The sequence below is a fragment of the Actinoplanes regularis genome (genome assembly GCF_900188005.1).
Taxonomy (GTDB): Bacteria; Actinomycetota; Actinomycetes; order Mycobacteriales; family Micromonosporaceae; genus Actinoplanes; species Actinoplanes regularis.
Genome location: NZ_FZNR01000001.1, coordinates 41,905 through 56,177 on the forward strand (window position 1 = coordinate 41,905; position 14,273 = coordinate 56,177).

The following is a 14,273-nucleotide window of genomic DNA, read 5'->3' on the forward strand; positions in this document are numbered from 1 at the left end:
GTCCTCAGTCGTTCTTCGTGGTCAGCCGCAGGTACACGGCGGAGAACGCGGCCAGGGCCACGAGCATGATCACCCCGAGCGCCGCGGCACCGTTGAGGTCGTTCTGGAAGAAGCCGTGCTGGTAGATCAGGTAGGCGACGGTGGTCGCCGAGTCCTCGGTGCCGGCGCCGTTCGCCAGGATCAGCGGCTCGATGAAGACCTGCATGGTGGCGACGATCTGCATCATGGCCAGCAGGCCGAGGATCAGCCTGGTCTGCGGGATGGTCACGTTCCAGATCCGGCGCCAGAGCCCGGCACCGTCCAGTTCGGCCGCCTCGTACAGCTCGCCCGGGATGTTCTGCAGCGAGGCCAGGTAGATCAGCACGGCGCTGCCCATGTTCATCCAGGTCGAGGCGATCACCATGGCCGGCATGGTGGCCTCGGCCGACTGCATCCACTGCGAGGTGGGCAGGTGCAGCGCCCGCAGGATCGCGTTGAACAGGCCGGCGTCGCTCGGGTCGTACGCGTAGAACTTGAAGAGGAAGAGCGCGGAGGCCGGCGGCAGCATCACCGGGATGTAGACCAGGATGCGCAGGTAGCCCTTGGCGTGGCGCAGCTCGTTGAGCAGGATCGCCACGAAGAACGGCACCGCGTAACCGATGACCAGCGCGAGCAGCGTGAAGTAGGCGGTGTTCCGCCAGGCGGGCCAGAAGCTGGGGTCGGCGAGGATCCGGGTGTAATTGTCCCAGCCGACCCAGGTCGTCACACCGCGCCGGGTCCGCTGGAAGCTCATGACGATCCCGCGGATCATCGGGTACCAGGTGAAGACGGCGAAGCAGAGAACCGCGCCGATCAGGAAGGCGTGCCCGGTGAGGTTGTCACGGATCTTGCGGCTGCGTCGTGCGCCGGACCGGGGCGCCGGCACCTGGCGGGCCGGCTGTTCGGTCTTGCCCGGGGCGGTCATGGTCGCCAACGGAGAAACTCCTCCAGGTGAGTCGGAAGGCGCGGGCCGGTCCGCCAAGACCGGCCCGCGCTCCTCGCGGGATCAGCTACCGGCGGTCAGCAGCTGGTTGACCTTGTCCTCAGCGGTCTTGAGGAGCTGGTCGATGTTCGCGTTCGGGTTGGTCAGCACCCCGGACATCGCCGAGTCGAGGACCGCGTAGATCGCCTGGGCGTTGGCGGGCTCACCCTTGATCGGCAGCTGGTTCGCCTCGAAGAGCGAGTAGATCGAGGGGTCGACGTTCGCGTTCGCCTTGCGCAGCTCGAACTCGGCCTTGGCGGTGGCGCTGTCCTTGGTGAACAGCAGCGGCTGCGGCACACCGACCGGGTAGTTCTGCGGCTTGGCGCGCGGGTAGTCGAACTGTCCCTTGCCGACCGTCAGCTTCTGGTAGGCGATCCACTTCAGACCGGCCTTGACCTGCGCGTCGGTGAGACCCTTCTTGAAGAAGTAGCCCTCACCGCCACCGAGGGTGGCCTTCGCCGGACCGTCCTGGCCGGGCAGCGGGGCCACGGCCCAGTCGTCGTACTTGCCCTTGAACTGGGAGACGATCGCCTGGGTGGTGTCCGGCGCGCCGACGAACATGCCGACCTTGCCGGCCGCCGCGTTGGTCAGCAGGTCGCCCCACTGCAGCAGCTGACGGGAGCCCATGCTGTTGTCGCCGTAGCGCATGTCCTTGAGGTTCTGCAGGACCTGCTTGCCCTGGGCGTTGTTGAAGTCGGCTTTCTTGCCGTCCGCGCTCAAAACCTGGCCGCCCTGCGAGTAGATCTCGGCGGTGAAGTGCCAGCCACCGGTGTTACCCGCGCTGTACTCGGCGTAGCCGGCGGCGTTCTTGTCCGCGCCGGCGATCTTCTTGGCCGCGGTGCGGACGTCGGCCCAGGTCTTCGGCGGGTTCGCCGGGTCGAGACCGGCCTTGGAGAACAGGACCTTGTTGTAGACCAGGCCCATCGAGTAGTTCTTCACCGGCACGCCGTAGACCTTGCCGCCGTCGGTGAAGACGCCCTTGAGCGCCGGGTCGACGTCATCCCAGGTGGCGATGTTGTCCGTGGTCAGGTATGGGGTGATGTCCATCGCCTGGCCGGAGTCCAGCACCTGCTGCAGGTCGGTCATGTAGCCGTAGAAGACGTCGGTGGTGGTGCCACCGGCGAGCCGGGCGGTGAAGTCCGGCGGGTTGTTGCACTGCGTACCGACGCTGACGCTCTTGATCGTGATGTCGGGGTTCGCCTTCTCGAACGCGGCGACGTCCGCGTTCCAGTTCGCGAGCAGCTCCTTCTCGGTGCCGACCGGCATGCAGTCGACCGTGATGGTGACCTTGCCGTCAGCGCTGGTGCCGTCGTCGTCGCTCTTCGTGGAGCACGCCGCGAGGCTGAGTCCCAGGCCGGCCGCGAGCGCAAACGCCGCGACCCTCCGGTACTGCGGTGCGGACATCTGTCCATCCCTTCGGGAACGGTTATCCAGGACGTTCATTGATCTGCTTCGGTTTCGCAGGGCCGTCCGCCGGCACTCGCCGTGGTCAGCTCTGTGAGTGGAGTCACCGTAGCGAGACGGACTCATTTCCGCAAGGTTTCGATCGTGCTTTGCAAAGACACGACTGCTCACTGACAGATGTTGACAGCGAGCGCTTATGCCCGGGTTTGCTGGCGTTCATCCCGCCCTACTGTCATGAAAAAACGGCCGGCGCCCGCAAGACGCGGGTACCGGCCGTTCGAAGGTTGCGTTCAGTTGTTGATTTTTGCAGCGCTCACCTCACGAGGCCGTGCGGCGAACAACGCGACAGGCCGCAGCAGACGCGCCGCCTCAGCGAGGCGCCGGCCCGGTCGAGCCGCGGACCACCAACTCCGGCTCGAAGAGCAGTTCGTCGTGCAGCACGCCACCCTCCTCGATCTGGGTGACCAGCAGATCCACCGCCGACTGGCCCATCGTCTCGATCGGCTGCCGGACCGTGGTCAGCGGCGGATCGGTGCAGGTCATGAACGCGGAGTCATCGAAGCCGACCACGGAGACATCGGCCGGCACCGCGCGGCCCAGCCGCCGGGCGGCCCGGATCGCGCCCAGCGCCAGCACGTCGCTGGCGCAGATGATCCCGGTCGCGCCCCGCTCGATCAGCTTGGTCGCGGCGACCCGGGCACCCTCCATGGAGAAACTGGAGCGCTCCACCCAGTCGTCGCCGGCCCAGCCGGCGGCCTGGACCATCGCGGCCAGCTTGCGGCGCGACGGGATGTGCCCCTCCGGGCCGAGCACCATGCCGATCCGCTCGTGCCCGAGCGAGCGCAGATGCCCGAACGCCTGCTCGACCGCCACCGCGTCATCCGTCGACACCCGCGGGAAGCCCAACTCGTCGACGCCGGCGTTGACCAGCACCACGGGCAGGCCACGATCGGTCAGCCGCCGGTAGTGCTCGTGCGAGGCGTCGGCCAGCGCGTAGGAGCCACCGGCGAAGATCACGCCGGAGACCTGGTGGTCGAGCAGCATCTCGACGTAATCCGACTTGGGGACGCCGCCGATGGTCCGGGCGCAGAGCGCCGGGGTGAACCCCCGCTGGGCCAGCGAGGCGGTCACCACCTCGGCGAGCGCCGGGAAGATCGGGTTCTGCAGCTCGGGGAGCACCAGGCCGACCAGCCGGGCGCGCTCACCACGCAGCTTGGTGGGGCGCTCGTAGCCCAGGACATCGAGGGCGGTGAGCACCGATGCCCGGGTGGCCTCGGAGACGCCGTCACGCCCGTTGAGCACCCGGCTGACGGTCGCCTCACTGACCCCGGCCTTCTTCGCCACCTCGGCAAGACGTTTGGTCACGGCGGAATCCTACGTCAGGTCATTGCAAAAACTGAACCGCTCCTTGCGGAATCTTCTGAAATCGATGACAGTCCTTGCCAGGCGTTGCAGGCCCGTCTTCCGGCACCCCGCGAGGTCTCGACCGTATTGCACACCGGGTGACGGGATCTCCCGGCCTTACTCGGTTAAGCCGTCGCGCTTCGTGCTGACGCTCCTTACCTCACGGTTCCATAACACCAAGATCCTTTTCCGGTACGACCTACGCCGCCCGTCCGCAGGCTCGAAGCCAAGTCCCGCCCCCACCCGCGCGACGCCGCGCCCCTCCAGACCGCCCGGCGCGCCCCGGCCCGCGGCGGTCACCACCCCGTCCGGCTGCCCCGGTGGTGGCGTCGGCCCGGAAGCACGCTGCGGCCCGGCGCCGGCATCGACGTCGCGGCTTGGCAGCGAGCCGGGCTCGGTGGTGACGTCGGCCTGGGGGCGCGCTGCGGTCTGGAGAGGCTCGGGCGTCGCGCGGGTGGGCACGGGACTTGGCTCTGCCTGCGGACGGGCGGCGTAGGGCGTACCGGAAAAGGGTTTTGGATCTTGAAAGGGGTTTGGGTCCTCGCCGGTCGGGAGTGGACCGCGGACCGTGCGGTGCCGGGGAACGGCAGTGCCCGCCGCGGACCGGAATCCACGACGGGCACCGAGGGAGCGGGTCAGGCCACCGGTGTGTTCAGTGGGCGGTGGATGGCGAGGATCGGGTCGACCTCGTACATGCGGGCTTCGGCGATGTCGAAGTACATGCCGGTGAGCCGGAGGCGGCCGGCCGCCTCCGCGGCCTGGACCACCGGATAGGTGCGCAGGTTGGCCAGCTGTTGCACGACGTTGTCGGTGCAGCAGCGTTCCTCGTCGGCCACGTCGGAGAAGCGCACGCCGGAGAGGGCGAGCCAGTCGCCCAGGGACGAGCCGGCCACGGCGGCGCCGGACTGCAGGGCGCGGATCGCGCCGCAGCCGGAGTGACCGCAGACCGTGATGGTCGTGACCCCGAGGACGTCCACGGCGTACTCGATGGCGGCGCCGACCGAGGCGTCCCCCATGCCGGGCGGCGCCAGGGACGAGCCGATCGGGCGCTGCGCGGCGGCGGACGTGTGCGGCGGGACCAGGTTCCCGACATTGCGTACGCAGAACAGGTCCCCGGGCCCACTCGCGGTGATCAGGTTCGGCACCAGCCGGGAGTCCGCACAGGTGATGAAGAGCTGCTCCGGGCGCTGCCCGTCGCGCGCCAGCTCGGCCAGGTGCGGCCGGACCATCGGGGCGAGGTTGCGCTCGAACTCGGCGATGCCGATCGCCATCGCGTCGCGGCGCTGGTGGTCGATGCTCTGCCAGCGGGACCACGAGCCGACCAGCCGCGGGGTGCTCCGGCCGCCGCCCAGCCGGCCCGAGGTGGCCCGGTGGAACCACGAGTCGTGCACCTCGTGGATGCGCACCTGCCCGCCGGACTTCTGGTACATCTCCTCCCAAGTCTTGATCGTCTCGAACGCCCCGTGGTCGAGGTAGTCGAGGTGCAGCTCGACGTCCACCTCACCACCGGCCGGGATCGCGCCGAACTCCTTGGTCAGCCGGACCGACTCGATGAACGCCAGGGTGCCGCTGATCCTGACCAGCCACTCGCCGGGCGCGCGCTGCACGGTGTGGATCTCACAGCGGGTGAGCCGCCACAGGATCATCACCGCCGCGGTGATCATGCCGAGCGCGACGCCGGTGAGCAGGTCGATGGCCACCACACCGAGCGCCGTGACCAGGTACGTCGGCAGTTCACGGTGCCGGGCGTAGGTCTTGAGCTGGGCGAGGCTGACCAGGCGCAGACCGACCACGACCAGCACCGCGGCGAGCACCGCCATCGGGATGGTCTCCAGCAGGCTCGCGCAGAGCAGCACGAACACCGCGATCCACACGCCGTGCAGGATCGCCGAGGCCCGGGTGCGGGCGCCGGCCGTCACGTTGGTCGAGCTGCGGACGATCACGCCGGTCACCGGCAGGCCGCCGAGCAGGCCGGAGACGGTGTTGGCGGCGCCCTGGCCGACCAGTTCCCGGTCGAGCCGGGCCCGCGGCCCGTCGTGCATCCGGTCCACCGCCACGGCGGAGAGCAGCGACTCCACACTGGCGACCAGGGCGATGGTGAACACCGCGACGGCGATCCGGTGCAGCGGCGCGTCCGGCCAGACCGGCGTGATCAGCTCCTCCAGGGGCCGATCGGGCAGCTCGACGCGGGCCACGTCGGCGCCGAGGACCCAGGCCAGCGCGGTGACCCCGGCGACCGCGACCAGGGCGGCCGGCAGCACCGAGACCTTCACGTAGCGTGGCCAGAGCACGAGTATCCCCACGGTCAGCAGGCCGAGCAGGGCGGAGAGCCCGTGGTGGTCGGCGATCTGGGCGGGGAGCTCCCGGAGGTTGTCCCAGGCGTTGCTCTGCGGGGCCCCGCCGAGCAGCACGTGCACCTGGCTCAGCGCGATGACCAGGCCGATGCCGGCCAGCATGCCGTGCACGACGGCGGGCGAGAGGGCCAGGGCGGCGCGACCCAGGCGGGACACGCCGAGCAGGATCTGGACGACGCCGGCAACGGCCACGATCGCGGCGGTGCCGGCGAAGCCGAACTCCGCCACGGCCCCGGCCACGATCACGGTCAGTCCGGCGGCCGGGCCGCTGACCTGGAGTGGGGCACCGCCGAGAGCGCCCGCGACTATGCCGCCGACCACCGCGGCGACCAACCCCGCCAGCAATGGAGCCCCGGATGCCGCGGCGATGCCGAGCGACAGCGGGATGGCGATCAGAAACACGACGATGGACGCCGGCAAGTCCCGGCGCAACAACTGCGTCAAGTCGGACATTAGGTAAAACTACCTAAATTTCATTACAGAAGCATTAGCAGACGCGCACTTCCAGGTAAACCACAGCAATTTGCCGCCACTTTCTCAGCCGGCGGGAGAAAAGTCGCACAGGGTGTGCGCCGTTCCGGCTTCGGAAATGGGAAAAGGGCCTGGCGGCCCTTTTCTTCACGGAAAATCCGGCGGTTATGCCTTCCAGACGTCCTGGTTCGCCTCGTACATCTCGCGCAGGATGGCCGGCACGTCGTAGGTGAGCTTCCAGTCCGGATAGTGCTCCTCGAACCGGGCGGTGCTGCTGATCCACCACTGGTGGTCGCCCATCCGGTTCTCGTCGACGTACTCGGTCCGCGCCTCCAGGCCGGTGATCTCCTCGGCGATCTTGAACGCCTCGATGTGGCTGCAGTTCGAGAAACGCCCGCCGCCCATGTTGTAGATCTCGGCGACCCGCGGCGCGCGGAAGAACGCCTCGAACGAGGAGACCAGGTCGTGCGAGTGGATGGCGTCGCGGACCATCTTGCCCTTGTAGCCGTAGATCTTGTAGAGCCGCCCCTCCATCACGCAACGCATCACGTACGCCAGGAAGCCGTGCAGTTCCGCCGCCGAGTGACCCGGGCCGGTCAGCGTGCCGCCCCGGAACACCGCGGTCGGCATGTCGAAATAGCGGCCGTACTCCTGCACCATGACGTCCGCGGCGACCTTGCTGGCCCCGAAGATCGAGTGCATGCTGCTGTCGATCGACATGGTCTCGTCGATGCCCTGGAACCACTTGTGGTCCTCCGGCAGCTCGAACCGGGTCTCCTTCTCGACCAGCGGCAGCGAGTTCGGCGTGTCGCCGTACACCTTGTTGGTCGAGGTGAAGATGAACGGCGCGTCGATCGCGTGCTTGCGCGCCGCCTCCAGCATGTTGATCGTGCCGACCGCGTTCACGTCGAAGTCGGTGAACGGCTCGCGGGCCGCCCAGTCGTGGCTCGGCTGCGCGGCGGCGTGGATCACCAGGCCGATGTTCTTGCCGAGCTGGGCGAAGACCCGGTCCAGGCCCTCGCGGTCACGAATGTCCAGCGAATGGTGGGTGTAGCGGTCGCCGATCTCCTTGGTCAGCCGCTCCAGGTTCCACTTGGTGGAGCCGTCGGCGCCGAAGAAGTAACCGCGCATGTCGTTGTCGATGCCGACCACGTCCATGCCGAGCGCGGCGAAGTGGCGGACCGACTCGGATCCGATCAGACCGGCCGAGCCGGTGATGACGACGACGCTGCCCATCTGGGGACCTCCGCTGGATGTGGGTACACCGAGGCCCGAGGTTACCGGTAGCGACGATGGCCGGGACGCGCCGGTCGCGGTTCAGCGATCATCATGCTTGGTCATAACCCGAAATGGGCACGTCACAGATCTGCCACATCCGATGGAAAGGCTCTGGTGAACGATTTGCCGGAGTTCGATGCGAAGGCGGTCACGATGACGGAGACCTTTCCGGCCCTCAATCCCCCCGTGCCCGACGACCTGGAGTCTCTCACCCTCGGTGCCGAGGAGGAGCTCCACGTCGTGGACCTCGCCACCCGGGAACTGGTGCCCCGCGCCCCAGAGGTGCTCGACCGGCTGAACCCGGAACACTTCTCGGCCGAGCTGCACCGCTCCGTGGTGGAGACGAACACCCCGGTCAGCCCGACCCTGGACGGGCTGCGCGCGGGCATCCTGGCACGCCGCCGGGCGGCGATCACGGTCGCCGAGTCCCTCGGGCTCGGTCTGGTCGCGGCCGGCACGGTACCGCTGGTCGACCTGGACTCGTTGCAGGTCACCCCGACCACCCGCTACCGCCGGATGCTGAACGAATATCAGATGCTGGTCCGCGAGCAGTTGATCTGCGGCGCCCAGGTGCACGTCGGGGTGCCGGACCGGGACGAGGCGGTCTCGGTGGCGCAGCGGGTCGCCCCGGCGCTCCCGCTGCTGCTGGCCCTGTCGGCGAGTTCGCCGTTCTGGCTGGGCGAGGACTCCGGCTACGCCAGCGCCCGCGCCCTGATCTGGACTCGCTGGCCGACCGCCGGCGACGGCGGCGCGCTGCACTCCGCCGAGGAGTTCGACATGCTGGTCAACGACCTGATCGCGTCGGGGACGATCAGCGACCCGAAAATGGTCTACTTCGACGTCCGGCCGTCGGCGCACGTACCCACCGTGGAGCTGAGGGTCACCGACGCCTGTCCGGACGTGGACACCGTGGTGCTGCTGGCGGGTCTGTTCCGGGCCCTGGTCCGGAGGTCCCTCCAGGAGCACCGGGCGGGCAAGCCGCTGCCGCCGCCCCGGCCGCCGCTGCACCGAGCCGCGATGTGGCGGGCGGCCCGCTCCGGCCTGGAAGGCGACCTGCTCGACCTGCCCCGCTCCCCCGTCGCGGTCCCGGCCGCCCTCGCGGTCGAGCACCTCGTCGGTGAGCTGCGTCCGCACCTGGAGGCGCTCGGCGACTGGGAGCAGGTCTTCGACCTGTCGGTGCGGGCCCTGAGCCGGGGCAGTTCGGCGTCCCGGCAGCGGCGCGCACTGGCCCGGCGTGGCCGGGTCGCGGACGTGGTGGATCTGCTGGTGGCGGAGACCCGGGGCGGGGCCGCCGGCCTGCTCCAGGACGACCTGGCGGCGCCGAACCGGCTCAGCCCCTATTCGGCCACGGGCGACGAGGCGTTCCCGGACGGGGTCACCCGTGAATACACCGCGATCGTCCCGGTGCTGACCGCGCTCGGCGCCACCGGCCTGCGGCAGCGGGAGGACGCCCGGGACGAGGAACAGCGGGCCAACGGGGTCACGTTCAGTGTGGCCGGCGAGGCGGCCACCCGGCTGTTCCCGTTCGATCTGGTGCCCCGGATGGTTCCGGCCACGGACTGGGCCGCGCTGCAGGACGGGCTGATCCAGCGGGTCCGCGCACTGAACGCGTTCCTCACCGACGTCTACGACGGCCGCCAGATCGTGGCCGACGGCATCGTGCCGGAGTGGGTCATCGACGGCTCCCCCGAGCTGCGGGCCAGCGGCGCGCTGGCCCCCCGTCCCGGCGTGCGCGCCCAAGTGGCCGGCGTCGACCTGGTCCGGAACACGGACGGCGAGTGGCGGGTGCTGGAGGACAACTTGCGGGTGCCGTCCGGAATCGCCTACGCCATGCAGAACCGGCGGCTGACCGAGAGCATCCTCCCCGAGCTGCCCCGGCCCGCGCACCTGATCTCCGTCGAGGACACCCCTCGCCTGCTCAAGGAGGCGCTGCTGGCGGCGGCGGGACCGGCCGCCGGCGACGATCCGGCGCTGGTCGTGCTCAGCCAGGGACCGGACGACTCGGCCTGGTTCGAGCACCGGATGCTGGCCGAGGCGATGGGTGTGCCGGTGGTGCGCAGCACTGAGCTGTTCGTCGACGAAGGCCGGGCATACCGGCTGCGCGACGGCAAGCGCTACCCGGTGGACGTGATCTATCTGCGGATGGGCGAGGACAGCCTGGTGCACTCGCCCGGCGCGGACGGGATGCCGCTGGGCCCGAGCCTGGTCGCGGCGTTGCACGCGGGATCCGTCACGCTGGCCAACGCGCTGGGCAACGGGATCGGCGACGACAAGGCGGTCTACGCGTACGTCTCCCGGATGATCGAGTACTACCTCGGCGAGAAACCGCTGCTGGCGGACGTGCCGACCTACCTGTGCGGACTGCCGGACCAGCGCGCCGAGGTGCTGTCCCGGCTGAACGAACTGGTCTGCAAGCCGGTCGACGGGTACGGCGGCGACCGGATCGTGATCGGCCCGCACGCCACCGCCGACGAGTTGGACGCGCTGCGCCGGCAGATCCGCACCGCCCCGCACCGCTGGGTGGCGCAGGAACTGGTCCGGCTCTCCACCCATCCGGTCTTCGACGGTCACCAACTCGCGCCCCGGCACGTCGACCTGCGTGCGTTCGTCTTCACCGGCGCCGAATCCTTGGTCGCTCCGGCCGCGCTGACCCGGGTCGCCCCAGCCGGCAGCATGATCGTCAACTCCTCGCGAGGCGGCGGTTCGAAGGACACCTGGCTACTCTCCGCGGGAGGCAAGTGATGTGCGGCATCGCCGGCGACATACGGTTCGGGCAACGGGCGGACCTCGAGGCGGTCCGGCGGATGCTGCCCTGCTTGCAGTCCCGCGGCCCGGACGGCGAGGGGATCTGGGACCACGGGCGGATCGTTTTCGGCCACCGCCGCCTGAGGATCATCGACCTGAGCGAGACCGGCCGACAGCCGATGACCGACGAGGGACTCGGGTTGACCGTGGTCTTCAACGGCTGCGTCTACAACTACCGGGAGTTGCGCGACGAACTGCGCGGCTACGGCTACGAGTTCTTCTCCACCTCGGACACCGAGGTGATCCTGAAGGCGTACCACCGGTGGGGCGCCGACTGCGTCACCCACCTGTTCGGGATGTTCGCCTTCGCGGTGGCCGAGCACGCCACCGGGACGGTCACCCTGGCCCGGGACCGGCTCGGGATCAAACCGCTGTACCTGGCCGAGACGCCGGGGCGGCTGCGCTTCGCGTCGACGCTGCCGGCCCTGCTCGCGGCGGGCGGGGTGGACACCACGATCGACAAGGTGGCGTTGCAGCACTACATGACGTTCCACTCGGTGGTGCCGGCGCCGCGGACCATCCTGTCCGGTGTCCGGAAACTGCCGCCGGCCACGGTGCGGGTGGTCAAGGCCGACGGCACGGCGACGGACCGCGTCTACTGGGAGGCCGATTTCCGGCGTACGGCGGAGATCGCCCCCGGCGAGTGGGCGGCGGCCGTGCGGGAGAAGCTCGACCTCGCCGTGAAACGGCGAATGGTCGCCGACGTGCCCGTGGGCGTGCTGCTCTCCGGCGGTCTCGACTCCAGTCTCATCGTGGCGTTGCTGGCCGGGCAGGGCCAGCAAGGGCTGACCACGTTCAGCATCGGGTTCGATTCGGGCGGCGGGGAGAGCGGCGACGAGTTCTTCTGGTCGGACCTCGTCGCCAAACAGTTCGGGACCGAGCACCACCAGATCAGGATCGGACGCGACCGGTTCCTGCCGGCCGTGGACCGGACCGTGGCGGCGATGAGCGAGCCGATGGTAAGTCACGACTGCATCGCCTTCTACCTGCTCAGCGAAGACGTCGCAAAGCATGTCAAGGTCGTACAATCAGGGCAGGGCGCGGACGAGATCTTCGCCGGTTACAGCTGGTACCCACCCCTTGACGGCATCCCCCGGCAACAGGCCGTCAAGGCGTACGCGAAGGAGTTCTTCGACCGGACGCACGCCGACCTGGCCCGGCAGCTCAGCCCGGCCTGGCACCTCGACCGTGATCACGCGACGGAATTCGTCGCGGAAAGTTTCGGACGGCCCGGTGCGACCGACGCGGTCGATGCCGCCCTCCGGATCGATTCACAGGTGATGCTCGTCGACGACCCGGTCAAGCGGGTCGACAACATGACCATGGCATGGGGACTGGAGGCGCGCGTGCCCTTCCTCGATCACGAGTTGGTGGAGCTGGCCGCGGCCTGCCCGCCCGCGTCGAAGCTGGCCTCGGACGGCAAGGGAGTACTCAAGGACGCGGCCCGCGGACTCGTGCCCGACGAGGTGATCGACCGTACCAAGGGCTACTTCCCGGTCCCTGGCATCCGGCATCTGGAGGGACCGATGCTGGCCAAGGTGCGCGACGCGCTGTACGCACCGGAGGCCCGGGCTCGCGGGCTGTTCCGGCCGGAGTACGTCGACGCCCTGCTGGCCGACCCGAACACCCCGCGCACCACGCTCGGGGCGAACCAGTTGTGGCAGCTCGCGCTGCTCGAGATGTGGTTGCAGGACAAGCAGATCTAGGGGGATCGTCTTGGAAGGTCAGCTCCACCGCGTCGACGTGACCGTGCTGCCGCTCTTTCTCCGGCCGGCCCTGGAGATCGCGCTCCCACCAGCTTCGGAGGTCGCCGGGAACTGGTCGCCTGCGCTGTCGCCGGACGGACGGCACGCGGCATACGTCTCCGACCGCGGCGGCACTCCGGCCGTCTGGGTGCAACCGGTCGGCAGCGAACTGGCCTTCCAGATCGCCTTCGCCGAACCGGTCACCTCGGTGGCCTGGTCGTCCGGCGGCGGCTGGCTGGCCTGCCAGATCGCCCCGGGCGGCGCGCCCCGGCACGAGGTGTGGCTGGTCCGGCCGGATGGATCCGATCTGCACCAGGTCGCCGGGTTCGGCACGGACACCGCCGACAACGTGCGATGGCTGCCGGGCCGGCCGGTGCTCGCCCTGACCGAGAACCTGACCGAGGCGGTGCTGATCGACGTGGCGACCGGGACACGAACCGTGGTCGCCTCCGCCGAACTGACCTCGCTCTGCGATGTGGATCCGGCCGGCCGGTCCGCCCTGCTGCGGCACGGGCCGCGCGGCGCCCGGTGGATCGTCCTGCGCGACCTCTCGTCCGGCCTGGAGGAGACCCTGACCCGGGGCGAGGAGGCGATCTTCAGCCCGGGCGGTGGCTGCGTCTACGCGCGCGGCGAGGACGGCGAGTTCCCGGCCCTGATCCGGGTCGCCGGGGCGAGCACCGAGGTGCTGGCGGGCGGCGACACCGAGATCGAGTCGTTCGCGGTGACCGCGGACGGCCGGACCGCGGCGGTGCTCCGGAACGTGCGGGGCGGCGAATCCCTGCTCGAACTGCTCGACCTCGACCACAACGCCTCGCCGGGCGCCGGCCGAACCACGACCGTGCCGCTGCCCGGACGCGTGGTGGCCGGGCTGACCTGGAGTTTCGACGGGTCCACGCTGGCCTTCACCGCGGAGGGGCCCGGACAGCCGCCCGGGGTCTGGGCCTGCGACCGGGACGGCTCGAACCTCCGGGCGATCTCCGCCGAGCCGGCCGCGGCCGACGCGGTATTCCCGACGCTGGAGGAGTTCAGCGCGCACGACGGGCTCACGCTGACCGGGTGGTTGTTCTCCCCACCGGGAGCCGGTCCCCACCCGACGGTCGTCTGGCTGCACGGCGGCCCGGAAGCCCAGGAACGGCCCGGTCACGAACCGCTCTTCCAGTCACTGGTACGGCGTGGCATCGCGGTCCTCGCACCGAACGTACGCGGATCGTCCGGCTTCGGGCACACCTTCGTGAACGCGGACAACGTCGGGCTGCGGTGGAACGCGGTCGAGGACGTCCGGTCGTGCGTGCGACACCTGCGGGACACCGGGATCGCCGGGCGGGTGGGCGTGATGGGCCGGTCCTACGGGGGTTATCTCACGCTGGCGGCGCTGTGCGCGTACCCCGAACTGTTCGACGTCGGCATCGACGTCTGTGGCATGTCCGACTTCGCCACCTTCTATCAGCACACCGAGCCGTGGATCGCCGCCGCGGCCATCAGCAAGTACGGCGACCCGGAGGTGGACGGCGAGTTGCTGCGCGAGCTTTCCCCGATCCACCGCATCGATCGGCTGCGGGCGCCACTGATGGTGGTGCACGGCGAGAACGACACCAACGTCCCGGTGATCGAGACGGAGCAGGTGGTGGCGGCGCTCGCCGCTCGCGGGGCACCGCACCGCTACCTGCTCTTCGCCGGCGAGGGGCACGAGCTGCTGCACCGCTCCTCCCGGGCCGAGTACCTGCGCGAGACGATCGCCTGGCTCACCACCCACCTCCTCCCCTGACCCGAAGACCGACGGTGGCCGGCGCACGGCCGCACGAGTCAGGTGAG

General features: G+C 69.7%; 8 protein-coding genes. 3 read left to right on the forward strand and 5 right to left on the reverse strand.

The window, feature by feature from the left end; genetic code table 11:
• Nucleotides 1–4: 4 nt before the first annotated feature.
• The 5 genes from CHC09_RS00195 to CHC09_RS00215 form a co-directional block, all read right to left on the reverse strand.
• Nucleotides 5–952: a carbohydrate ABC transporter permease gene (locus CHC09_RS00195; protein WP_089290889.1), complete on the reverse strand. Its 948-nt coding sequence runs from the start codon at nt 950–952 to the stop codon at nt 5–7.
• 72 nt (nt 953–1,024) lie between these two features.
• On the reverse strand, nt 1,025–2,404 hold the full coding sequence (locus CHC09_RS00200) for an ABC transporter substrate-binding protein (RefSeq protein ID WP_089290890.1): 1,380 nt from the start codon (nt 2,402–2,404) through the stop codon (nt 1,025–1,027).
• Between the two features lie 369 nt (nt 2,405–2,773).
• Nucleotides 2,774–3,769 (reverse strand): LacI family DNA-binding transcriptional regulator, encoded by a 996-nt coding sequence (locus CHC09_RS00205; RefSeq protein WP_089290891.1) that lies wholly within the window; start codon nt 3,767–3,769, stop codon nt 2,774–2,776.
• Nucleotides 3,770–4,443: 674 nt separating this feature from the next.
• On the reverse strand, nt 4,444–6,615 hold the full coding sequence (locus CHC09_RS00210; protein WP_089290892.1) for a bifunctional SulP family inorganic anion transporter/carbonic anhydrase: 2,172 nt from the start codon (nt 6,613–6,615) through the stop codon (nt 4,444–4,446).
• Nucleotides 6,616–6,798: 183 nt separating this feature from the next.
• The gene (locus CHC09_RS00215; protein WP_089290893.1) at nt 6,799–7,869 is read right to left on the reverse strand and encodes an NAD-dependent epimerase/dehydratase family protein; all 1,071 of its coding nucleotides are present in this window, start codon (nt 7,867–7,869) and stop codon (nt 6,799–6,801) included.
• Between the two features lie 195 nt (nt 7,870–8,064).
• Here CHC09_RS00215 and CHC09_RS00220 point away from each other — a divergent pair, with 195 nt between their 5' ends.
• From CHC09_RS00220 to CHC09_RS00230, 3 genes are read left to right on the forward strand one after another with little or no spacing between them, the layout of a single operon-like run.
• A complete protein-coding gene (locus CHC09_RS00220; protein ID WP_089291765.1) occupies nt 8,065–10,653 on the forward strand; it encodes a carboxylate--amine ligase/circularly permuted type 2 ATP-grasp protein in 2,589 nt (862 codons plus the stop codon).
• Complete coding sequence (locus CHC09_RS00225; protein WP_089290894.1) at nt 10,653–12,422, forward strand: N-acetylglutaminylglutamine amidotransferase; 1,770 nt, start codon at nt 10,653–10,655, stop codon at nt 12,420–12,422. Before CHC09_RS00220 ends, CHC09_RS00225 begins: the two co-directional genes overlap by 1 nt.
• 10 nt (nt 12,423–12,432) lie before the next feature.
• The gene (locus tag CHC09_RS00230) at nt 12,433–14,226 is read left to right on the forward strand and encodes a S9 family peptidase (protein WP_089290895.1); all 1,794 of its coding nucleotides are present in this window, start codon (nt 12,433–12,435) and stop codon (nt 14,224–14,226) included.
• Nucleotides 14,227–14,273 lie beyond the last annotated feature (47 nt).